Raw genomic sequence first — 22,963 nt, 5'->3', positions numbered from 1 at the left:
GCGAGCCTTGTTCGAGAATGGTCCTGTGGACAGGTCCAAAGAGGGTGCTGTTGATGGGGCCATAGAGGGGGAGTCGGGCTTCGGCTCGGGTTCGGTTGTCTCCGGCTCCGACTTTCTCCAACTCGATGTGCGTGAGGCGCCGTTCGGTGGGCGGGCCGAGTGGCTGGCCGGGCAGTTGCGACAGGCCGTCGCCGACGGGCGGTTGCCGGTCGGCAGCCGGCTTCCGGCGACTCGGGTGCTCGCCGCGGAGTTGCGCGTATCGCGCGGGGTGGTGACCGAGGCGTACCGGCGGCTCTCGGAGGAGGGGCAGGTGGAAGGGCGGGGGAGGGGCGGGACGGTGGTGGGGACGGTGAGGGCTCCGGGCTCCGGTGCCGGGGATCATGAGGTCGGTTCGGGGCAGCTCGCTTACGCCGAGCCCGTGTACGCCCCCTCCCCGTCCGCCCCCTCCCCGTCCGCCCCCTTCCCGTACCCTCCGTCCCTGTCCCCGTCCCCCTCCACTCCGTCCTCCCCCTTCAGCAACCCGCCCGGTGATGACGTCTTCGATCTGATCCGTACGGCGGCGGCGCGGATCGATCTGTCGCCCGGGGTGCCGGATCTCGCGGCGTTTCCGCGGGCGGCCTGGCTGCGGGCCGAGCGTGGGGTGTTCGGGGAGCTGGCGGCGGGCGGGTTCGGGTACGGGGATCCGCGTGGGACCGAGGAGCTGCGGCGCGCTGTCGCCCGGTGGCTGGGGCGGTACCGGGGGATCAGGGTCGACGCCGGTGACGTACTGATCGTCGCCGGGACCGCGCAGGCGCTCGCGCTGATCGGGCGGGTGCTGCGGGAGGACGGCATCGAGGAGATCGCCGTGGAGGACCCGGGGTCGCTCGGGGTCCGGCAGCATCTGCGGAACCAGGGGATGCGTACGCCCCCGGTGGCGGTCGACGGAGAGGGCGTCCTCGTCTCCGAACTGCGGGACCACCGGGCCGTGTTGCTGACCCCGGCGCACCAGTTTCCGACGGGGGTCGTGCTCGGGGGCGCGCGGCGCCGGGAGCTGATGCGGTGGGCCGGGGACGGCGGGCTGGTGGTGGAGGACGACTACGACGCCGAGCACCGTTACGACCGGGCGCCCGTGCCCGCGCTGCGGTCGATGCTCCCGGAGCGGGTCTGCTACGCCGGAAGCGTGTCCAAGCTGCTCGCGCCCGCCCTGCGGATGGGATGGGTGGTGGCGCCCGCGCGATACCGGGAGGCCCTGGTCGCCGCGAAACGGTACGCCGACCTCGGCAACGCGGTTCTGCCCCAGCTCGTGCTGGCCCGGCTGATGGAGTCGGGCGAACTGGAACGGCACCTGCGGCTCGTACGGCGGCGCCATCGGCGTCGGCGGGACGCGATGATCGCGGCGATACGGGAGTGTCTGCCGGGGGCGGTGGTGCACGGGGCCGCGGCCGGACTGCATCTGCTGATCACGTTCGGCGGGGATGGCACTGTCGGAACCGACGACAGCGCCGGAACCGACGACAGACCCGGAACCGGGGACTTCAGGGATACCGACCTCGCCGCCGCCGCGCTGGCCCGTGGCGTCAAGGTGCACCCGCTCTCCTGGCACCGTCAACGGCCGGGCGGCCCGCCGGGGCTGCTGCTCGGCTACGCGGCGTCCTCGGTGTCGGCGATCGAGGAGGGGATCGCCGTGCTGGGCGAGGCCGTTGTCCGCTGCCCGACCGGTACCCGGGGTCCCAACACCCGCACGGCCCACCGATAGTGCCGTACGGCCTTCACCACGCCGATCAGACCGGTCAGCCAGAGGATGAAGCCGATCCCCATCACGAGCACCACATCGCTGTACGCGTCATGTTCGGGCCTCGCCTCCGCCACCCCCGCGAACGACGTCCACAGCCCGAACGCGCAGACGGTGAGCGAGGAGAGCAGCCAGAAGAGACTCAGGCCGGAGGAGCGCAGGCGGTCGTCGGTGGGCGGATGGCTGTCCAACCGCAGCCAGGCGTCGAGAAGTTGGCTGATATGGCGGTCCCGCCGGACGGCGAGTACGACGGCCACGACGGAGGGTGCCAGCGAGGCCAGACCGAGGACCGCGAAGAGCGGACCCAGGATGAACCCGGTGGGATCGCGCTGCTCCAGTTGCTGCAACGGCAGTACCAGCAGCGCCCATCCGATGATCGCCGCGACCGCCAGGAGCCACAGCAGCAGCACCCGGTGCACTCCGAGACTGCGTCTGCGCAGCTCCTCCAACGCCCGCCCGCGGTCCGCCAGCAGCGCCGACCTGTCCGGCCAGCCGCTGATGTACGCGGGCGGCGGCGGAGGCGGCGGCAGCGTGGAGCCGGGCATTGAATCCTTCGGGAGGGCGACGGCGAACCAGGCGGAACGGAACGGAAGGGAGCGAGGCGGATGAGACCGGAGCGGATCGCGACCGTGCGGTGCGGCATGTCGAACAGTGCCACGCCGACGCTACCCGCCGCAGTACCCCTGCGATGCCCATCCAAGCCGGACCGATGCCCGAACGGCTTGAACTCCCCCGCTCTCTTCACTTGATCCCTGCCTGTTCCCGCCTGTAGCCCTGCCTGCAGCCCCTGCCTGTTCGCCGGCCGGCTCACGCCACGCGCGTGGCACCCGCGAACGGCATCTCGTCGATCGGCGCCACCCGCACCGGCGCCGACGGATTGGGCGCGTGGACCATCTGCCCGTTGCCCACGTACAGCCCCACATGGCTGATGCCCGAGTAGAAGAACACCAGGTCGCCGGGGCGCAGTTCGGACCGCGACACACGCTGGCCCGCGTTGATCTGCGCGTACGTCGTGCGGGGCAGTTCGATCCCCGCGGCGCGGTACGCGGCCTGCATCAGCCCCGAGCAGTCGAAGGCGTCGGGTCCGGTGGCGCCCCACACGTACGGGCTGCCGAGTTTCCCGTACGCGTATGAAATGGCGGTCGCCGCACGGGAGTTGGGTGCGGTGGCCGACGAACCGGCGCCGCCGCCCAGGTCGCGCGGGCCCGCGGCGGAACGTGAGGCGCGGGCGGTGTCCGCGTCGTCGGCGCCGATGCGGGCCCGGTCCGAGTCCGACAGCCGCGACAGCAGATCCCGCGCCTCTCCCAGCTTCCCCGTGACGGTCGTCTTGTGCCGCTTCAGTTCCGCCTGCCGCTCCTTGAGCGAGGTGAGTTCGACATGGGCGGCGCCGCGCAACTGTTCGATCTCGCGCAGCTGTCGGCGTACGCGCGACACCTTCGAGGCCTGCCTGCTGCCGGCCCGCTCGGCGAACGCGGCCCCCTCCAGGTACTGATCCGGGTCGGAGGAGAGCATGAGCCCCAGTGCGGGGTCGACGCCGCCGTCCCGGTACTGCGCGGCGGCGAGCGAACCGAGCGCGTCCCGCTCGGAGTTGAGCCGCTGCGTCCTGCGCGCGGCCTCGTCCTGAAGGGTGTCCAGGCGGCCCCGCGTCTTCGTCGACTTCTCCTTCGCACCGTTGTACTTCTCGGTGGCGACCTCCGCCTCCTGGTACAACTTGTCGACCTTCGCCCTGACCTGAGCGGGTGTCAGCTCCGGGGCGGCGGTTCCCGTCCCCTCGAACCCGGTCGCGCTCGCCGCGCCCGCCAGCGCGATGGTGAAGGCGGTGCGGGCCGTACTGCCGCCGACTGAGCGCTGTCTCGGCTTGCGGTGCGCTGCCACGTGCGATCCACGTCCTTCCGTACGGCCGCCGTGGATTTGGTGCGTCCCGCGGCGGCGGCCCCTCAGGGGCCGGTTGCACGTCCGGCGGCGGCCCGCACAGGGGGAGCGGGCCGCCGCCGGACCTTTCTCGGCGGTGGTGTCCGGATGCCGCCCCTGACCCGGGCGGTGGTGGGGAGCCGGTCACCTGGTGAAGGACGCTAAACCTGGGACCGCGGCGGGGGTAACGGCATGTACGGAAGTGGTGGGACTCGGACATGAGCTGACCGGGTACGACCACGATCCGGGCCCGGGGCCACCGACTTGACGTGATGCGGTGACCGATGAGCGGGTTGTGGGGAAACGGCCGCCGATCCGGTGCTATGGGCTCCGCCGGGGTGTGGCGTGGGAGTCGCCAGGGGCCCGCGGGGCCGGGTGTGCGAGGCCGGGGGCGGTGCGCGGTGGTGTGGAGGCGTTTGGTTAGTGTCCGGGCTCATGGACGTACTCATTCATGTCTTCGTCGCCCTGCACATCATCGGCATCGCGTCCCTCCTCGGCGGCTTTCTCACGCAGCTGAAGGCCATGAGTGACGGCACGGCCCGCTTCAGCCCCGCCATGCTCCACGGCGCGCTGACCATGCTGGTCACCGGCGCGATCCTGGTCGGCCTCAACCAGGCCGACGACCAGACCGTCAACAACATCAAGATCGGCGTGAAGCTCGCCCTGCTGGTCGTGATCCTCGGCCTCGTGTACGTGAAACGGGACGAGGAGAAGGTGGAGAACAGCCTGTTCGGCCTGGTGGGCGGCCTCACCACGGCGAACATCTTCATCGCGGTGCTCTGGACCTGAAGGGCCTGAAGGGCCTGAAGGATCTGAGGGACCTGAGCGGAGAACAGGTCTACGAAAAGCCCCTCACGCCGGGCGCACCACGCTGTGGATCGGCATGTAGAAGATCGATTCCTCGCGGACGTACGCCCCCGGCTTGGGCGCGTGGATCATCATTCCGTCGCCGATGTAGATGCCGACGTGGCTGATGTCGTCGTAGAAGAAGACCAGGTCACCGGGCTGGGCGCTGTTCACGGAGACCGTCGTGCCGGTCTTGACCTGGTCCCAGGTGGTCCGCGGGAGCGTGACACCGGCGGCCTTCCAGGCGGCCTGGGTGAGCCCGGAGCAGTCGTACGAGCCGGGGCCGCTCGCGCCCCAGACGTACGGCTTGCCGATCTGGGCGCGGGCGAAGGCGAGTGCCTTGCCGGCCTTGGCGGTGGAGGCGACGGAGCCGGAGCCCGACCCGGAGGTGCCCGAGGCGCTCCCGGAGCCCGTGGAGGTCCCGGTGCCCTGCGCCGCCTCCTGGCGCCGCCGCTCGGCGTCGGCCGCCTGCTGCCGGGCCAGCTCGTCCGCCTTGCGCTGAGCCTCTTCCTGCTTCTGCCGCTCGATCGCGGCGAGGCGCGCCTTCTCCTCGGCGGTCAGCTTCGAGAGGAGGTCGCGCGCCGTGGCGAGCTTCCGCTGGACGTCCGCCTTGGACGTCTTCAGCGAGCTCTGCGTCCTGGTGAGCGTCTCCAGGCTCTCGGACGCCTCCTGCCGCTTCTCCGTCGTGGCGGTCTGCTGCGTCACGTAGTCGTCGACGGACTGCTTCTGGCGGCTGGTGAGCCGGTCCATCAGCTGGGTCTGGTCGAAGTAGTCCTGCGGGTTGTCCGCGAGGAGCAGGGAGGCGGTGTCGGGGGCGGCGGCCCCGGTGCGGTACTGCGCGGCGGCGAACGTACCGAGCTCCTCGCGCGCGTCGTTGAGCTTCTCCGTGCGGCGCGCCACGTCGTCGAGCAGGGTGTCGACGCGCTTCTTCTGCTTGGTGGTCTTCTCCTTGGCCGCGTTGTACTTCTCGCCGGCCGTCTCCGCCTGGCGGTAGAGGTCGTCGACCTTCTTCTCGACTTCCTCGAGGCTCGGCCTGGGCTCCTCGGAGGGGGCCGCGTTCGCCGTCTGGGAGAGAAGGGCCACCGAGGTCAGGGCCGCGGTGGCGATGGCCGGAGTCCGTATGCCCATCGGACTGGGGGGCCGGGACTTGCGGTGTGGCGCCACGAGGGCGTCTCCTTCCGTCATCCGCCTACCGAGTTAGCTGTCGGGTTCGGGCGGGTGCTCCGGAAGGTTTGCCCTACGGTCCGTTTCCCCGAAGGGAGTTGGACCGATTCACCCCAAGTTCGGTTGGGTCCCCGGCTCCGTCGGCCACGAGGGCGTACCGGACTCGGCGGAGGCCGCTCGGCCCGGCGTGTTCGCCGGTGCGGGTCGTGCGGCCCACATAAAAGTTAGCTAATTCCTGTGGCCCCTGTGAAGTTTGATGCGCGATATGCCCGATACATTTTCGTGACCTTAGCTTTGAGGCCGACTCCCCGTGGTCAATTAGGGATGATCTACGGAGAGTTGTCCGAAGTGGGCCGACGGTGGCCCCCGAAGGGGCGCGGGGAACTGCGCGACCAGCCACAGCCGACCCGCACCCGCGATACGGCGTTCCGGGTTTCCGGCGAAGCCGCAGGTCGACCGCCTGATCGCGGATCGTCACGGGCATCCTGCGGAGGGTGACGGGGCCGGTGGCGGGCGGCCCGACATACCCGCAGCCCCGCTGGAGCGATCCGCCAAGTTTCAAGGGTGGCGGCACGCTGTCAGTGGGGACGCCTAGACTCGGAGAGCGATGAGCAGCCTCTTTGATGACAGCTTCCTGGCGGACCTCAAGCCCTCGCGGGCCCACGAGGAGGAGCCCCCGCCGCCGCCCGAGGACGAGGCACCGGAGTCGGAGCCCGTTCCGGACGATTTGTTCGGCGGCCACTTCGACGTGCCGCCGAGTCGGGACGGGTATTACCGCGACGGCGCCCCCCGGCCGCACGTGGACCCGGCCGCGCTCCTGGACGGGCTGAACGAGAACCAGCGCGCGGCGGTGGTCCACCACGGCTCGCCGCTGCTCATCGTGGCCGGCGCGGGCTCCGGCAAGACCCGTGTGCTCACGCATCGCATCGCCCACCTGCTGGGCGAGCGCAAGGTGCACCCGGGCCAGATCCTCGCGATCACCTTCACGAACAAGGCCGCGGGCGAGATGAAGGAGCGCGTCGAGCAGCTCGTCGGCCCGCGCGCCAACGCGATGTGGGTGATGACGTTCCACAGCGCGTGTGTACGGATCCTGCGGCGCGAGTCGAAGCAGCTCGGCTTCACCTCCTCCTTCTCGATCTACGACGCCGCCGACAGCAAGCGCCTCATGGCCCTGGTCTGCCGTGACCTGGACCTCGACCCCAAGCGCTTCCCGCCCAAGTCGTTCAGCGCCAAGATCTCGAACCTGAAGAACGAGCTGATCGACGAGGAGGACTTCGCCGCCCAGGCCGCCGACGGCTTCGAGAAGACCCTCGCCCAGGCCTACGCGATGTACCAGTCACGCCTGCGCGAGGCGAACGCGCTGGACTTCGACGACCTGATTATGACGACGGTCAACCTCCTGCGCGCCTTCCCGGACGTCGCCGAGCACTACCGCCGCCGCTTCCGGCACGTCCTGGTCGACGAGTACCAGGACACGAACCACGCGCAGTACGCCCTTGTGCGCGAGCTCGTCGGCACCTCCGAGCACCCGGTCGACGTACCGCCCAGTGAGCACGACCTCCCGTCGGCGGAGCTGTGCGTGGTGGGTGACGCGGACCAGTCGATCTACGCCTTCCGCGGCGCGACCATCCGCAACATCCTCCAGTTCGAGGAGGACTACCCGAACGCGACGACGATCCTGCTGGAGCAGAACTACCGCTCGACGCAGACGATCCTCACCGCCGCGAACGCGGTCATCGAGCGCAACGAGTCGCGCCGCCCCAAGAACCTGTGGACCAACGCGGGCGCGGGCGCCCAGATCACCGGCTATGTCGCCGACACCGAGCACGACGAGGCCCAGTTCGTCGCCGACGAGATCGACCGGCTCACGGACGCGGGCGACGCGAAGGCGGGCGACGTCGCCGTCTTCTACCGTACGAACGCGCAGTCCCGTGTCTTCGAAGAGGTCTTCATCCGCGTCGGCCTGCCCTACAAGGTCGTCGGCGGCGTCCGCTTCTACGAGCGCAAGGAGGTCCGTGACGTCCTCGCGTACCTGCGCGTGCTCGCGAACCCCGAGGACTCCGTACCGCTCCGGCGCATTCTCAACGTCCCCAAGCGCGGCATCGGCGACCGCGCCGAGGCGATGATCGACGCGCTCTCCCAGCGCGAGAAGATCAGCTTCGCGCAGGCGCTGCGCCGCGTGGACGAGGCGTACGGCATGGCGTCCCGCTCGACGAACGCCGTCAAGAAGTTCAACACCCTGATGGAGGACCTCCGCACGATCGTCGAGTCGGGCGCCGGCCCGGCGACGGTCCTTGAGGCGGTTCTCGAACGGACCGGCTACCTCGCCGAGTTGCAGGCCTCGACCGACCCGCAGGACGAGACCCGCATCGAGAACCTCCAGGAACTGGCCGCCGTGGCCCTGGAGTTCGAGCAGGAGGCCGGCGAGGGTGAGGCACCGGGCGGGCTCTCCGCCTTCCTGGAGCGGGTCGCGCTCGTCGCCGACTCCGACCAGATCCCGGACGAGGAGGAGGACGGGTCCGGCGTGATAACGCTGATGACCCTCCACACCGCCAAGGGCCTCGAATTCCCCGTGGTGTTCCTGACCGGCATGGAGGACGGCGTCTTCCCGCACATGCGCGCCCTCGGCCAGACCAAGGAGCTGGAGGAGGAGCGCAGGCTCGCGTACGTCGGCATCACGCGCGCGCGGGAGCGGCTGTATCTCACCCGCTCCTCGATGCGCAGCGCTTGGGGCCAGCCCTCGTACAACCCGCCGTCCCGCTTCCTGGAGGAGATCCCGGACACGCATCTGGAGTGGAAGCGCACGGGCTCCCTGGGCCCGGTCTCCTCCGGCCCGGTGTCCGGCGTGGCGGCCTCCCTGTCCTCCTCGCGCTCCCGCTCGGCCGCCTCGGGCGCGTCCGGCTTCGCCACCCGACGCGGCGCCACCGACAAGCCGGTGGTGTCCCTCGCGGTCGGCGACCGCGTCACCCATGACCAGTTCGGCCTCGGCACGGTCGTCGGGGTGAAGGGCACCGGTGCGAACGCGGAGGCGACGGTCGACTTCGGCGAGGAGAAGCCGAAGAGGCTGCTGCTGCGGTACGCGCCGGTGGAGAAGCTGTAGCTCTCAAGGGCAATGGCCACGGGGGCTACTTGAAGGGCGGGCCCATCACTTTCAGCCCGTCCGGCGTTTGAGGACGAGGCCGTTCAGGCCGATTCGGGGGTCTGGGGGCGCAGCCCCCAGGACTCCGGCTCCGGTCGGCGCTCCCCTACGAGGGGTCCAGCCCGTGGCTGCGCAGCCACGGCAGCGGGTCGATCGCCGAGCCACCACCCGGACGCACCTCGAAGTGGAGGTGCGGACCGGTCGAGTTCCCGGAGTTCCCGGAGTACGCGATCGGATCCCCGGCCTTCACGACGGCACCCGAGGCGACCTTGTACGTGGAGAGGTGGCAGTACCACGTCTCCGTACCGTCCTTGGCCGTCACGATGACCATGTTCCCGTACGCGCTGTTCCACTGCGTCCGGACGGTCCCGTCGGTCGCGGCCATCACCGTCGTGCCGTACGAGACGGGGAAGTCGATGCCGGTGTGGACGGACATCCAGTTGATGCCGGCCTGTCCGTAGTAGGCGCTGAGCCCGTGCTGCGCGACCGGCAGCGCGAACTTCGGCCGCAGCCGCTCCTTGCGGGCCGCTTCCGCCGCCGCCTTCTGCTTCTGGGCGGCCTGCTGGGCCTTCAAGTCGATACGTTCCTGCGTACGGCTCGCCCGGTCGGCGAAGTCGTCCGCGTCCGCGGAGAGGTTCTCGAGCTGGGTGTCCAGCTGGTTGTTCGCTGCCGCCGGCTTCACGGCGCTCGCGTCGGGCGCGGCGGCCGTCGTCTGCACGTCGTCGTTGCTGCTGCTTCCGCCGGTCACGGACGCGGCGGCGATTCCGGCCACGCCCATCACACACGCCGAGGGCACGGCGACCGTCAGCAGGGCGGAACGCTTCGGCGGGGTGCGGCGGCGGGAACGGGGCGCGGAACGGCCGGCCGCACGTGACGCGGAGCGGCCGGCCGGGGCGGCGGTGGCGACGGAGGCGGTCTCCTCGACGTCGTCGAAGGGTGCGGGTTCGTCGTGGGCGTGGCTGTGGCCATCGGTGGCGGAGTCCGCGTCGGCGTCGTCGGAGGGGGTGAACTCGCCGTCCGCGGTGGCCTGTTCCTCGTACGGGACCTGCTCGAAGGTGGTGGTGGCCTGCTGCTCGTACGACTCGTGCCCGTCGTAGGCCTCGTGGTGGTCGTACGACGTGTGCTGGTCGGTCGGATACGACTCGTGCTCGGCCTGCGCCTGATGGTGGGGCTGGACCTGGGGCTGCGGCTGGACCTGGGTCCGGTTCTGGTCGCCGCCGTCCGAGTTCCACGCCGTCGCGTCGTACGTGCCGGTCTCGAAGGTCGGCGCGGTCCACTGCTGGGTGGGGTCGACCGGATCGGCCTGGAGCCAGGCGTTCGCGTCCCACTGACCGGTGCCGTCCGGGCTCCCGGCCTGCGTCGGGATCTCGCCGAGCTGCTGGTAACCGGCGTTCTGCCAGACACCGCTCGTGTCATAGCTGCCGGTCTCGAACGCGGCGTGGTGCTGGGCCGCGTACGGGTCGTAGTTCAGGGTCTGGTGACTGCCGGTGGCCCACTGGGTGGCGTCGTACGAACCCGTGCCCGCGCCGCTGCCGTCGGTTCCGCCGCCGTTGCCGGGGAGGTCGCCGAACAGAGGGTCGGTGTCGAAGGTCGTCGTCGCGTAGGCGCCCGTCGTGTCGTAGCTGCCCGTCGCGCCGTACGCACCGGTGGCGTTGGCGTCGAAACCGGTGGCGGAGTAGCCGTCGTACGTGGTGAAGTCGCCGTACTGGACGCCCTGTTCGCCATAGGACGCGTAATGCGTCGTGGCGGCCTCGGGAGCCGGAGCCGGGGGAGTTGCGGTCCCCGACGGGTGACGGTCGTTCACCAACTTCTCTTTCGCCTCGACGACAGGGGCTGGCAGAGCAGTGCGGCGACTGTACCCGGCGGTACGAGGGCGCGACAATCTTCGGCGGCTTTCCTCCTCTCAGGAAACGGGCATTCGGCCGTCTTTCGGCGGAGGGCGGGCACAGCTTTGGCCTGGCGTTCGATGAATGTTCGAAGAAACGTCGGTCCTCGGAGCCGGTTGAACGGGTTCGGCGGCGGGTTCCGGTTGTGCCGGTTCCCTTTTGCGCCGCTTGCGCTCCGCCGCTTCCGGTTGGCGCACTCCCCGTGGTGACGCTCTCGGTCACGCCACCGTCAGTCGGTCACGCCACCGTCACGCAACGGTCAGTCGGTCACGCCACCGTCACGCAACGGTCAGTCGGTCACGCCACCGTCAGGCCGTCGGCGTGCGCGGCGGGGCGAGCGGCGGCCGGGCGGGCCTCCGTCTCCTCGGCGTCCAGTGCCTGTCGGATGCCGGCCGCGACGGCCGGGTGCACGGGGAGGGCGAGATGCCCGATCCCGCTCACCCGCACGTTCTGGACAAGCAGGTCCGGGTGCTCGATGCACGCGGTCTCCAGCGGGTCCATCAACTGGTCGAGGTCGCTCCAGAAGCTCACGAACCGAGTACGGCAGTGCGGCGCCGGCTGGCACAGCTCGTCGAGCACTCCGGAACCGGGGCGCATCTGGCGGACGATCGGGTGCGCGTTCATCAGCGGGACGACCCGCGTTCCCGAGTGCGGCGTGCCCAGTGTGACGAGGGTCCGGACGCGGACGTCACCGCCCAGGCACTGCACGTAGTAACGCGCTATCAGTCCGCCGAGGCTGTGCCCGACGATGTCCACCTCGTGACGGCCGGTGCGCTCGCAGATCTCCTCGATGTGCCGGCCGAGCAGCTCGGCGGCGGTCCGAATGTCACAGGTCAGCGGGGAGTAGTTGAGCGACTCGATCTGCTGCCTGCCGTGCTGGGCCAGCGAGCGGCGCAGCATCACGAAGACGGAACGGTTGTCGATGAAGCCGTGCAGCAGGACGACCGGGGGCCTGGTGGGGGTGGGGAGCCGGGTGGTGTCGGGGGTGCCGTCGATGCCTGTGCCGGTGCCCTTACGTGTGTCCGTGCCCGTACGTGTGCCTGTGTCGGTCGAGTCGGTCAGGTCGGTCGGGGTCCCGGGTGGGTTCGGGGCCGGGCGGCGCTCGGGGGTGATGCCGGTCGGATAGAGGAGGAGGTGGCCCGCGAGGATCGCGATCTCCAGGGCTGTCGCCTTCAGGAGAGCCAGCGAGAGTCCGGCGATTCTGCCGGGGAGCAGGCGCTGGCAGAGCGGAAGAAGGGGCGACACTGCCCTGGTGACCTTCATGGCCGACCTCCCGTCGGCGCACGGGGGTACGACTCCGTCCCCCGTGTGCCCTAGTGGGAAGCCGGTGACGAGGATGGCGAGGTGCACGTGCGGCGCGTGTGACGCCGGTGGAGCGGCGGGCGTGCCCGTCGTCGTGCGATCGCCGATGCGCCGCACCACCGTGCCGCGCGGCTGACGGCGCGGCGGTGCGGCGACCTCGTAGCGGCTCCCCTTGCGCCCCGGTTCGGCTGCGGTCCATCGGCCGCAGGCTGCGGCCCATGTGCCGCGTGATGCGGGACCGGTGCGCGGCGAACTTGTCCCACCGTGTGATTTCCCCCTCGGTCCACACCGTGAAACTGCCGGTTGCGGGATGGTGGCGATAACGTTCGTTCACTTTCCCGGGCCGTGTCGCGCGGGGCCGCTGTGCCACCGGGGCATATCTGACGTGACGGCGGTGGCGGCGAGTCGCCGTCTCGGCCCTCGGGTGCTATCAGTCGATACAGGTCCGAGTGGATCTCCCCGGGTCGGTAGATCGGTGAAGTCGGTTCATGGAGGCAGTGATGGGTGTGGCAGCCGGTCCGATCCGTGTGGTGGTGGCCAAGCCGGGGCTCGACGGCCACGACCGCGGGGCCAAGGTGATCGCGCGGGCGCTGCGGGACGCGGGCATGGAGGTCATCTACACCGGTCTCCACCAGACGCCCGACCAGATCGTGGACACGGCGATCCAGGAGGATGCCGACGCGATCGGGCTGTCGATCCTGTCCGGCGCGCACAACACGTTGTTCGCCGCGGTGATTCGGCTCCTGAAGGAGCGCGATGCGGAGGACATCAAGGTGTTCGGGGGCGGGATCATTCCGGAGGCGGACATCGCGGCGTTGAAGGAGCTGGGTGTGGCGGAGATCTTTACGCCCGGGGCTACGACGGCGTCGATTGTGGAGTGGGTTCGCACGAACGTGCGGTAGCGCTCCGCTAGGTGGGCGGGGGGTGCGTGGGTGGCTTGGCTTGTGTTGTGGGTGCGGGTTGGTGGGGGCTGGTCGCGCAGTTCCCCGCGCCCCTTGGAGGTGGGTGGGGTGAGGCCGTTGCAGGGTGCTGCGAGTCGGTGTCGTGGTTCGGCCGACGCCTGGGTGCTTACTCCTCCGTGAGTTCTCTCTGCATCGCCGCTCGTAGGCGCAAGGTTGTGACCAGGCGTTGGAAGGATTCCGCCCAGTAGCCGCCGGCGCCGGGGGCCGCGTTTTCCGGTTCGTCGGGGATGGCGGTGAGGGTTTCGAGGTGGGGGGCCTCCGAAGGGTCCAGGCAGCGTTCGGCCAGGCCCATGACTCCGCTGAAACTCCATGGATAACTGCCCGCGTCGCGCGCGATGTTGAGGGCGTCGACCACGGCCCGCCCCAAGGGGCCCGACCAGGGCACCGTGCACACTCCGAGCAGCTGGAACGCCTCGGACAGACCGTGCACGGCTATGAACCCGGCCACCCAGTCGGCCCGCTCCGCGGCCCCCAGCGTGCCGAGCAGTTTGGCCCGCTCGGCCAGTGACACCGCCCCCGGTCCGCCCGCCTCCGGTGCGGCGGGAACTCCCAGCAGCGCCCTGGACCAGGAAGGGTCGCGCTGGCGCACCGCGGCCCGGCACCACGCGGCATGCAGCTCGCTCTGCCAGTCGTCCGCCACGGGCAACGCCACGATCTCCTCCGGCGTACGTCCCCCGAGCCGCCTCGACCACGTATCGAGTGGTGCCGCCTCGACCAACTGGCCCAGCCACCAGGACCGTTCACCCCGCCCTGCCGGAGCGTTGGGGACGACTCCGTCCCGCTCCATGCCCGGATCGCACTCGTGCGGCGCCTCGACCGCTATCGTCGGCGTGCTCTGGGTGTGGTCGACAGCCACGCAGGACACCGCGCGCTCCGCCATCCGCCCGGCGAGCGCCGAACCGGGCAGCGCGGACAGCAACTCCGCCGCCGTGGCCCGCACATTGCGGCTCCGGTCGGCCAACGCCCGCTCCAGGAACGGCTCGTCCGCCGCGCACAGCCCCGTCCGCAACGAGTCGAGGAACATCAGCCGGTCCTCGGCCCGCTCCGTCGCCCATGTGGTGGCCAACAGGTCCCGCGCGGCCGCCGCGTCCCGGGCCCGTATCCCTGAGAGCAGCGCGACCCGCTCGGCGAACAGCCCCTCCTCCCACAACTCCCTTATGCGATCGGGCTCCTCGGGCCCGGGCAGAGCTGCCCCGCCGCCCGGCGTCGAGCGCAGCGCGAACCGCCAGTCCGCGTTCAGCCGGGCCAGCCACAGCGCGCGCGGCCCCGCGAAGGCCAGCACCGCCGGCCGCAGATCCGTACGCCCCCGGGCCGCGTCCAGCAGCGCGGGCAGTGACTCCGGGCGGGGCGCGAACCCACGCCGGTTCGCCGTGGTGAGCCACTGGGGCAGCAGCTCCATGAGATCGGGAGCCGACCCTCTGCGGCCGCCACTGCCGCCGCCCGTCCCGGGCCGGTCGGCGAGCAGCATGGCGAGTCTGCGCGCGGCCGCGGGCGGCAACGGCGGACGCGGGTCCGCCGCCGCGGGCTCCACCCGGGCCGCGGCCCGGCCCGGCCGCATACCGGCCCGCCGCCGCACGGTCTCCACGGCCGCCGCGTCCAGCAGTGCCGTCGGTGCCTCCCGTCCGGCCGGGATCCCCGACGGTGTACGCCGCGCTGTCCCGAGGAGCGCCGCGGTCACGAGCTCCTCCCAGCGGCTTCCGCCGGACGCGTCCGCGGAGGCCGTGTCGGAGGCCGTCCCGGTGGGAGCGGGGGTCCTGTTCATGTGAGTCCCTTCCATGGATCCACCAGGTCCGTCACGTCGGTCAGATCGGTCAGATCGGTCGGGTCGGTCGCATCGGTCAGGCCCGTAGGCGGTGAGGGGCCGGGAGCGGTGTCGGGTGTCGTCGTCAGCACAGGGGCACCGCCTCGCCCGGGCCCTCCGGCCAGGCCGTGAGGGGTGTGAAGCCACGGTGGCCGCACTCTCCGAAGACCGTTACCCGTGTGCCGCCGGAGAGGGCGACCAGGCGCCACAGGCCCGAGCCGGACCGGGCCGCCGGGGTGAGCGGAAGCGCCAGCTCGCCGTCGGCGTCGGCCAGTTGCCAGGTGTCGCCGTCCGGGGTGGGTATGACGCGGCCGAGCGTCACCGGGTAGGAGTCCAGCCATGGGTCGTCCCTGAGCGCCTCGCCGTAACGGGCCGCCGCCTGCGCCACGCTCACACCCGGTGGGCGGATCGCCGTGGGCGCCGGAGGCGTGAACTGCTCGCCGAGCGCGGCCCGTAGCTGTCCCGCCCCCGGATATGCGGACACCTCGGCGTCGAGCGCGAGCCCGACCGGCAGGGCCAGTTCGGGTGCGCGGCCGGCCGCCCCGTACGACAGGAGCAGGACCGGGCGCGCCGATTCCGTCCCGTGCAGCCAGATGCGACGGGTGGTGAGGCGGCTGTCCGACGTCTCGTACTGGGCCAGGACCAGCCAGTGGTCGCGGACCGGGGGGCCGGCCGCCGAGCCGGTCAGCCCGATCCGTGAACGGACCGTCGCGGCCAGGCCGTCAGGCAGCCGCTCGCGGCGCAGCCAGCCCTGGTCGAGGAGATGGAGCAGCGCGCACTCCTCCAGCAATCGCACCGGCCAGCCGGGGCCCGACGACGGTATCGACCCCAACTCCCGCACACGCGCCGCAAGTCCGGACGCCTGCGCGTCGACCATCCGGGCCGCCGTCTCCTCCCACAGCCCGTACCCCGCCTGCTCCGCCGTGGCCAGGCCGCCCCGGAGCAGATCGGCCAGTCGCTGCTCCAACTCCGCGGCCCCCGCGGTGATGTGCTCGGCCCGCCGCTCAGCCCTGCGCCGCGCGGCCTCCGGATCACCCGAGGCCGGGGAACCCGCCGCACTCGCCGCCCGTTTGTCGTCCGCGCGCTTCCTCCTCCCCTCCGTCCACTCCTCCGCCCAGTCCGGCACCTGCCCCCGTGGCACTGTGCCGTCCTCGCCCGCCCAGAGCAGCAGCAGCCCCAGCGCGTGCTTGCACGGGAACTTGCGGCTCGGGCAACTGCACTTGTACGCGGGCCCGGTGGAGTCCGCGATGTCTATCACCGTCCGATACGGCCTGCTGCCGCTTCCCCTGCACAGTCCCCACACCGTCCCCTCGTCAGAACTGCCCGCCTCCGACCACGGCCCTGCCGCGCCGAGCTTGCTGCCCGCCTTGCGTGACGCTGCGTCAGGCGCCAGTGCCAGCACCTGATCCGCAGTCCAGCGCACCCCCTGCTGAGTCATGTCATCGAAGGTAGATCCCACCACTGACAATCGGCCGCGACGAGGGCGTTTTCGCAGGTCAGGGCCGATTGTCAGTGGCGTAGGGCACGGTGGAACCAGATCCGAACCGGCCGAGCCGCAAGGGGGACCGCTCCATGTCCGTGTCCGTCGACCCGACGTCCGTCGAACCGAGCCAGCACCACTCCGCGCACACACGAGAAGCAGCGGAGGGCGAGGCGCTGCGGCCGCACGCCGAGGACGCGTTCGCCGCCGAGCTCGCGGCCCTGGCCGCGCAGGACGACCGCCCTCGCCCCGTCCGCTGGCGGATGTCGCCGTGGGCCGTCGCGACCTATCTGCTCGGCGGCACACTGCCGGACGGCACGGTGATCACGCCGAAGTACGTCGGCCCGCGCCGCATCGTCGAGGTCGCCGTCACCACGCTCGCCACCGACCGGGCCCTGCTCCTGCTCGGCGTGCCCGGCACGGCCAAGACATGGGTCTCCGAGCACCTGGCCGCGGCGGTCAGCGGCGACTCCACCCTCCTCGTGCAGGGCACGGCCGGCACTCCGGAGGAGGCGATCCGCTACGGCTGGAACTACGCGCAGCTGCTCGCGAACGGCCCGAGCCGGGACGCGCTGGTGCCCAGCCCGGTCATGCGGGCCATGGCGGAGGGGATGACGGCCCGGGTAGAGGAACTGACCCGCATCCCCGCCGACGTACAGGACTCGCTCATCACGATCCTGTCGGAAAAGACCCTGCCGATCCCGGAGTTGGGCTCGGAGGTGCAGGCGGTCCGGGGCTTCAACCTGATCGCCACGGCCAACGACCGCGACCGCGGGGTGAACGACCTGTCGAGTGCCCTGCGCCGCCGCTTCAACACGGTGGTCCTGCCGCTGCCCGAGAGCGCCGACGCCGAGGTCGACATCGTCTCGCGCCGCGTCGACCAGATCGGCCGCTCCCTCGATCTGCCCGCGGTGCCCGACGGTGTCGACGAGATCCGCCGAGTCGTCACGGTCTTCCGCGAGCTGCGCGACGGCATCACCGCCGACGGCCGTACGAAGCTGAAGTCGCCCAGCGGCACGCTCTCCACCGCGGAGGCGATCTCCGTCGTCACGAACGGGCTCGCCCTCGCCGCTCACTTCGGGGACGGCGTCCTGCGCGCGAGCGACGTCGCCGCGGGCATCCTCGGTGCCGTCGTCCGCGACCCGGCGGCCGACCGCGTCATCTGGCAGGAGTACCTGGAAGCGGTCGTCCGCGAGCGCGACGGCTGGAAGGACTTCTACCGCGCCTGCCGGGAGGTGAGCGCGTGAGCGACCGCGACGGGGGGACCGGGCCCCTGCTGCTGGGGGTGCGGCACCACGGGCCCGGCTCGGCCCGGGCCGTACGGGCCGCGCTTGAGGCGGCGCGCCCGCACACCGTACTCATCGAAGGGCCGCCGGAGGCCGACGCCTTGATCGCGCTGGCCGCCGACGAGGACATGCGGCCGCCCGTCGCCCTTCTCGCGCATGTCGTGGACGAACCGGGGCGGTCGGCGTTCTGGCCGCTCGCCGAGTTCTCGCCGGAGTGGGTCGCCATCCGCTGGGCCCTGGACCACGGGGTGCCGGCCCGCTTCATCGACCTCCCGGCCGCGCACACGCTGGCATGGGGACGGGAGGAGAGGGAGGAACAGAAGCAGGAAGCACCGGAGGAAGCACTGGAGAAGGGGGAGCGGCCGGGGGATCAAGAGGGGGAGGGGGAGCCGGGCGGACTTCCGTCCGGGCCCGAGGAGGCCGTGCGGATCGACCCGCTCGCCGTCCTCGCCGAGACCGCCGGGTACGACGACGCCGAGCGGTGGTGGGAGGACGTGATCGAGCACCGGGGGGCGAGCGACGGGGACGCGTTCGCGCCGTTCGAGGTGCTCGGCGAGGCGATGGAGGCGCTGCGGGAGGCGTTCGGGACCGGGGGACACGAGCGGGACCTCGTGCGGGAGGCGTACATGCGGCTCCAGGTGCGGGCGGCCCAGCGGGAGTTCGGGGACGACGTGGCCGTGGTGTGCGGCGCCTGGCACGTGCCCGCACTGCGGCAGCGGACCACCGTCGCCGCCGACCGGGCACTGCTGAAGGGGCTGCCCAAGGCCAAGGCCGACATGACCTGGGTGCCCTGGACCCACCGGCGGCTGTCGCGGATGAGCGGCTACGGCGCGGGGATCGACTCACCGGGCTGGTACGGGCACCTGTTCGGCGCCGCCGACCGCCCGATCGAGCGCTGGATGACGAAGGTGGCCCGGCTGCTGCGCGACGAGGACCGGCTCGTCTCGTCCGCGCACGTCATCGAGGCGGTGCGGCTCGCCGACACGCTCGCCGCGATGCGGGGCCGCCCCCTGCCGGGCCTGACCGAGACCACCGACGCCGTACGGGCCGTGATGTGCGAGGGCTCGGACGTGCCGCTCGCGCTCGTGCACGACCGGCTCGTCGTCGGTGACGTCCTGGGCGAGGTGCCCGCGGCGGCGCCCGCCGTGCCGCTGCAGCGCGACCTCGACCGGCTCCAGCGACGGCTGAGGCTCAAACCGGAGGCGCAGGAGCGGGAGTTGGAGCTCGACCTGCGCAAGGAGAACGACGCCGAGCGCAGCAGGCTGCTGCACCGGCTGCGGCTCCTGGGCATCGAGTGGGGCGAGCCGACCGCGTCGCGCGGCAGCACCGGTACGTTCCGGGAGACCTGGCGGCTGCGTTGGGAGCCGGAGCTTGCGGTGCGCGTCGCCGAGGCCGGCGTGTGGGGCACGACCGTGCTCGCCGCCGCGACCGCGAAGGCCGAGGCGGACGCCGTCGGCGCCCGGTCCCTCGCCGACGTCACGGGCCTCGCCGAGCGCTGCCTCCTCGCCGAACTCCCGGACGCGCTCCCGGTGGTGATGCGGATCCTCGCCGACCGCGCCGCCCTGGACGCCGATGTCGGGCACCTCGCCCAGGCGCTCCCCGCCCTGGTCCGCTCCCTCCGATACGGCGACGTGCGCGGCACGGGTACGCAGGCCCTGGCCGAGGTCGCCGCGGGGCTCGCCGAGCGTGTCTTCGTGGGGCTGCCCCCTGCCTGCGCCGCACTCGACGCGGACGCCGCGGAGGAGATGCGCGGGCATGTGGACGCGGTGCACGGGGCGGTGGGGCTGCTGGGGGAGGGAGAGGGGGACGAGGATGACTCCGCACGGGGCGAGGGCAACCCCGCGCGGGACGAGGTGGGCTCCGCGCTAGGCCATCAGGACTCCGAGGGACCAGACGGACCAGAGGAGCCAGAGGAGCCAGAGGAGCCAGAGGAGCCAGAGGAAGTCGATGGGGCAGAGGGAGGCGTGTCGAGAGGCTCGGTCGGGCCCCGTCCCGGATTCCATCCGGGTCACCGTGGCGGGATACGTGGCCGTTGGCACGGTGTTCTGCGCACGCTCTCCGGGCGGGACACGGTTCCCGGGATCATCCGGGGGCGGTCCGTGCGGTTGCTGCTGGACGACGGGGAGTTGGGGCAGGAGGAGGCGGCGCGGCTCATGGGGCTCGTGCTGTCGCCGGGGACGGAGCCGGCGGACGCGGCGGCGTGGATCGAGGGCTTCGTCGGCGGGGGCTCCGGGGGCGGGATGCTGCTCGTGCACGACGAGCGGCTGCTCGGGCTGGTTGACGCCTGGCTGACCGGCGTGCCGGGGGACGCGTTCACCGACGTGCTGCCGTTGCTGAGGCGTACCTTCTCCGCGTACGAGCCCGGAGTGCGCCGCACCCTCGGCGAACTGGTCCGACGCGGACCGGGAACCCGCGGCAGCGCCACGGCCACCGCCTCGGGCATACCCGGCTTCGCTCCCGACCTCGACGCCGCACGCGCCGACGCGGTGCTGCCGGTGCTGCGGCTGCTGCTGGGTCCGGACGACGACACCGGCGCCGACGACACCGGCGCCGATGACACCGGCGCCAATGGCACCAGCACCAGCACCAATGGCACCAGCACCAATGACAACGACCTTGTGGGGGTGGGCCGATGAGCGAGGGAGCGGTGAACACGGGAGCGACCGATCGAGCCGCGGCGCCCGAGCCGGGCAGCGCGCCTGATCCAGCGGGTGGCGGTGCCGCTGTCGGCGCCACTGCCGGCGACGAGCGGCTTCGCCGCTGGCGGCTCGTGCTCGGTGGGGAGGAGGCGGACGGCACCGGGTGCTCGCTCACCGGGCAGGACGCCGCGATGGACGGGGCGCTCGGCGCGCTGTACGGGAACGGCAAGGGGGGCAAGGCGCGGGCGGGGCGGGAGCGTTCGGCGGGGCTCGGGGCGTCCGCGCCGTCCGTCGCCCGCTGGCTGGGGGACATCCGGACGTACTTCCCGTCCTCCGTCGTCCAGGTGATGCAGCGGGACGCCATCGACCGGCTCGGCCTGTCCACCCTGCTTCTGGAGCCGGAGATGCTGGAGGCGGTGGAGGCGGACGTCCACCTGGTCGGCACGCTGCTTTCGCTCAACAAGGCCATGCCCGAGACGACCAAGGAGACGGCACGGGCGGTCGTGCGCAAGGTGGTCGAGGACCTGGAGAAGCGGCTCGCGACCCGCACCAGGGCCACGCTCACCGGCGCCCTCGACCGCAGCGCCCGTATCAACCGGCCCCGCCATCAGGACATCGACTGGAACCGAACGATCTCGGCCAACCTCAAGCACTACCTGCCGGAGTACCGCACGATCGTGCCCGAGCGGCTCATCGGGTACGGGCGGGCGTCGCAGTCGGTGAAGAAGGAGGTCATTCTCTGCATCGACCAGTCGGGTTCGATGGCGGCGTCGGTCGTGTACGCGTCGGTGTTCGGCGCGGTCCTCGCCTCCATGCGGTCCATCAACACCCGGCTCGTGGTCTTCGACACGGCCGTCGTCGACCTCACCGACCAGCTCGACGACCCGGTCGACGTGCTCTTCGGTACGCAACTCGGCGGCGGGACGGACATCAACAGGGCACTGGCGTACTGCCAGTCGCAGATCACACGCCCCGCCGACACCGTGGTCGTCCTCATCAGCGATCTCTACGAAGGCGGCATCCGGAACGAGATGCTCAAGCGGGTCTCGGCGATGAAGGCGTCGGGGGTGCAGTTCGTGACGCTGCTCGCGCTGTCCGACGAGGGGGCTCCCGCGTACGACCGTGAGCACGCGTCGGCGCTCGCGGCGCTGGGCGCACCGGCGTTCGCCTGTACGCCCGACCTCTTCCCGGAGGTGATGGCGGCGGCGATCGAGAAGCGCCCGCTGCCGATACCGGACACCGGGAGCCCGGGGCAGTAGGGGCGGCGACGGGGGCGGACGCGGGTCGGAGGCCGGCCGGAGGCGGGGCCGACGCAGGGGAGCCGAAAGACGACGGAAAAAGCGGACATGAGTATCCATCGGTAACAGGGGACTTGCGCGACCTCGGGAGTCCCGTGCAAGGATCGGCGCGTCTTCAGGGGGCGCGCAGCCTCGTAGCCGCGCCCCAGTCCGCTCCACTCCACCCTGCCTCACCCCCTCTCGCTTCACCTCGTCCCTCCGCACGGGAGGCTCTCCCCGCCTTGGCCCTGTCAGCCGTACTGCCCGATGCCGCTCTGCGCGTGACGCGCACGGTGGCGGGGCGGCGTGCGCTGCAAGTGGCGCTTCTGGTGGGTGGGTTGTTCGTGCTGGGGCTCCTCTACGGGGAGCAGTCCCGGGCGGCGGACGGTGTCGCGCCGGCCTCGCAGCACGCAGAGGTTGTGCGGGCCGTGGTGACGGGTTCGGCCGAGCAGACGCAGACCCAGTTGCGGATTCGGATCCAGCTCGCGAAGGGCACGGAGCAGCCGCGGATCGGAGAGCGGTCCCCGGACTCGAACTCCCGACCCGCGATCGCCTCGTCGGCCACCTCGCCATCGCCGACCGCCCCGCTGCCGACCGCTTCCACCGCGGCCTCCGGCCCAGGAACCAGCTCCGGTTCCGGTTCTGGTTCTGGTTCCGGTTCCGAACAGCCTGGGCTTCCCAAGGCGGTCACGCCCGTGACCGACGAAGTGCAGCGAGTCGTAAGGCCGGTTGCCGAGCCTGTCCTGCGGCCGGTGACCGAGCGCGTTGTTAGGCCGGTCACCGAGCAGGTGGTGCGCCCGGTCACCGAGGACGTCGTCCGGCCCATCGGTGATCTGGTGGATCAGGTCACCGGCGGGATCACGGGCGGGATGGGCGAGCGGCCGGCTCCGCCGCAGTGGTGGCCGTCGCTGCCTCAACTGCCCACGCTGCCGGGCCTTCCCGGGCTCCCCGAGTTGCCGGGGCTGCCGCTGCCCGCGGTTCCCGGTCAGACCCTGCCGGCCGGTGCGGCGCCGCAGCAGCCCGGCGGGGCGACGGACAACCACCGGGCGGCCGAGAAGCAGTCACACGACGAGAGCGTGGCGACGGCGTACGGGCCGCGGTTCGCCGGTGGTCTCGCGGCGGCCGGTGACGATGTGCGCCACCACGCGGGCACCCGGGGCACGCGGGCCGTGCAGGCGCCCGTGCACCAGGTTCCCGACGGCGACCCCACGGGTGCGTTGGGGCGTCATTCCGCGGGCGACAACGGGTCGCCGCGGCACGGCGACGCGCAGGCCGTCGCGTTGAACGAGAGGGCCCGGCCGACGCTGGTGCCCGGCGCCGCCGCGGACGTCACCGCGGCCGGGACCCGGGACAGGCACCGGGACATTCCGGCATTCCCCGGCTAGGGCCGGCCTTCCCCCGCTGAGACCTGCCGCGCGGGGGCGGAACAGGTCTGCCCGTGCCCGTCCGGACATCCGACATCCCTCCGATGCCTCCGGACGCGATCGGCCGGACACGCC

The 22,963-nt window shown here is 71.8% G+C and carries 16 protein-coding genes and 1 riboswitch; of the genes, 8 read left to right on the top strand and 8 right to left on the bottom strand.

Annotation, left to right across the window (positions count from 1 at the left end; genetic code table 11):
• Positions 1-25 precede the first annotated feature (25 nt).
• Complete coding sequence (pdxR, locus tag JEQ17_RS18790; RefSeq protein WP_407700062.1) at positions 26-1,735, top strand: MocR-like pyridoxine biosynthesis transcription factor PdxR; 1,710 nt, start codon at positions 26-28, stop codon at positions 1,733-1,735.
• On the opposite strand, the gene JEQ17_RS18785 is transcribed toward pdxR, so the two are convergent.
• Entirely contained in the window at positions 1,621-2,316 is a 696-nt protein-coding gene (locus tag JEQ17_RS18785) for a hypothetical protein (protein ID WP_200396319.1), read from the bottom strand. The two genes, pdxR and JEQ17_RS18785, sit on opposite strands and share 115 nt — an antisense overlap.
• Positions 2,317-2,578: 262 nt before the next feature.
• Positions 2,579-3,646: a C40 family peptidase gene (locus tag JEQ17_RS18780; RefSeq protein WP_200396318.1), complete on the bottom strand. Its 1,068-nt coding sequence runs from the start codon at positions 3,644-3,646 to the stop codon at positions 2,579-2,581.
• Positions 3,647-4,117: 471 nt separating this feature from the next.
• Between JEQ17_RS18780 and JEQ17_RS18775 the strand changes: the two genes are divergently transcribed.
• Positions 4,118-4,471: a hypothetical protein gene (locus JEQ17_RS18775; protein ID WP_189837204.1), complete on the top strand. Its 354-nt coding sequence runs from the start codon at positions 4,118-4,120 to the stop codon at positions 4,469-4,471.
• Positions 4,472-4,534: 63 nt separating this feature from the next.
• On the opposite strand, the gene JEQ17_RS18770 is transcribed toward JEQ17_RS18775, so the two are convergent.
• The gene (locus JEQ17_RS18770) at positions 4,535-5,692 is read right to left on the bottom strand and encodes a C40 family peptidase (RefSeq protein ID WP_200396317.1); all 1,158 of its coding nucleotides are present in this window, start codon (positions 5,690-5,692) and stop codon (positions 4,535-4,537) included.
• 7 nt (positions 5,693-5,699) lie between these two features.
• Positions 5,700-5,871, bottom strand: a riboswitch (cyclic di-AMP (ydaO/yuaA leader).
• A 428-nt stretch (positions 5,872-6,299) separates the two neighbouring features.
• Here JEQ17_RS18770 and pcrA point away from each other — a divergent pair.
• Positions 6,300-8,792, top strand: coding sequence for a DNA helicase PcrA (gene pcrA / locus JEQ17_RS18765; protein WP_200396316.1), 2,493 nt, complete (start codon positions 6,300-6,302; stop codon positions 8,790-8,792).
• Between the two features lie 145 nt (positions 8,793-8,937).
• Here the strand turns inward: pcrA and JEQ17_RS18760 are convergent, their stop codons facing one another.
• Together JEQ17_RS18760 and JEQ17_RS18755 are read right to left on the bottom strand one after the other, a co-directional pair.
• Complete coding sequence (locus tag JEQ17_RS18760) at positions 8,938-10,635, bottom strand: M23 family metallopeptidase (protein WP_200396315.1); 1,698 nt, start codon at positions 10,633-10,635, stop codon at positions 8,938-8,940.
• Between the two features lie 379 nt (positions 10,636-11,014).
• Entirely contained in the window at positions 11,015-11,980 is a 966-nt protein-coding gene (locus JEQ17_RS18755) for an esterase/lipase family protein (protein WP_200396314.1), read from the bottom strand.
• Positions 11,981-12,519: 539 nt separating this feature from the next.
• Between JEQ17_RS18755 and JEQ17_RS18750 the strand changes: the two genes are divergently transcribed.
• Complete coding sequence (locus JEQ17_RS18750) at positions 12,520-12,921, top strand: cobalamin B12-binding domain-containing protein (RefSeq protein ID WP_200396313.1); 402 nt, start codon at positions 12,520-12,522, stop codon at positions 12,919-12,921.
• Positions 12,922-13,087: 166 nt separating this feature from the next.
• Here the strand turns inward: JEQ17_RS18750 and JEQ17_RS18745 are convergent, their stop codons facing one another.
• The 3 genes from JEQ17_RS18745 to JEQ17_RS18740 are packed head-to-tail and all read right to left on the bottom strand — an operon-like array spanning position 13,088 to position 16,220.
• On the bottom strand, positions 13,088-14,743 hold the full coding sequence (locus JEQ17_RS18745) for a DUF5691 domain-containing protein (protein WP_234048263.1): 1,656 nt from the start codon (positions 14,741-14,743) through the stop codon (positions 13,088-13,090).
• Positions 14,740-14,874: a hypothetical protein gene (locus JEQ17_RS50495; RefSeq protein ID WP_267924787.1), complete on the bottom strand. Its 135-nt coding sequence runs from the start codon at positions 14,872-14,874 to the stop codon at positions 14,740-14,742. The genes JEQ17_RS18745 and JEQ17_RS50495 overlap by 4 nt, the downstream gene beginning before the upstream one ends.
• A complete protein-coding gene (locus tag JEQ17_RS18740) occupies positions 14,868-16,220 on the bottom strand; it encodes an SWIM zinc finger family protein (protein WP_200396312.1) in 1,353 nt (450 codons plus the stop codon). Before JEQ17_RS18740 ends, JEQ17_RS50495 begins: the two co-directional genes overlap by 7 nt.
• A 134-nt stretch (positions 16,221-16,354) precedes the next feature.
• On the opposite strand from JEQ17_RS18740, the gene JEQ17_RS18735 reads away from it, so the two are divergent.
• The 4 genes from JEQ17_RS18735 (at position 16,355) to JEQ17_RS18720 (ending at position 22,849) form a co-directional block, all read left to right on the top strand.
• The gene (locus JEQ17_RS18735; protein ID WP_200396311.1) at positions 16,355-17,509 is read left to right on the top strand and encodes an ATP-binding protein; all 1,155 of its coding nucleotides are present in this window, start codon (positions 16,355-16,357) and stop codon (positions 17,507-17,509) included.
• On the top strand, positions 17,506-20,184 hold the full coding sequence (locus JEQ17_RS18730; protein WP_234048262.1) for a DUF5682 family protein: 2,679 nt from the start codon (positions 17,506-17,508) through the stop codon (positions 20,182-20,184). Before JEQ17_RS18735 ends, JEQ17_RS18730 begins: the two co-directional genes overlap by 4 nt.
• Positions 20,181-21,446, top strand: coding sequence for a vWA domain-containing protein (locus tag JEQ17_RS18725; RefSeq protein WP_234048261.1), 1,266 nt, complete (start codon positions 20,181-20,183; stop codon positions 21,444-21,446). Before JEQ17_RS18730 ends, JEQ17_RS18725 begins: the two co-directional genes overlap by 4 nt.
• Before the next feature lie 260 nt (positions 21,447-21,706).
• A complete protein-coding gene (locus JEQ17_RS18720; RefSeq protein ID WP_200396310.1) occupies positions 21,707-22,849 on the top strand; it encodes a hypothetical protein in 1,143 nt (380 codons plus the stop codon).
• Positions 22,850-22,963 lie beyond the last annotated feature (114 nt).

Source organism: Streptomyces liliifuscus, assembly GCF_016598615.1.
GTDB lineage: Bacteria > Actinomycetota > Actinomycetes > Streptomycetales > Streptomycetaceae > Streptomyces > Streptomyces liliifuscus.
This window is presented reverse-complemented; position numbering and strand designations above follow the sequence as displayed.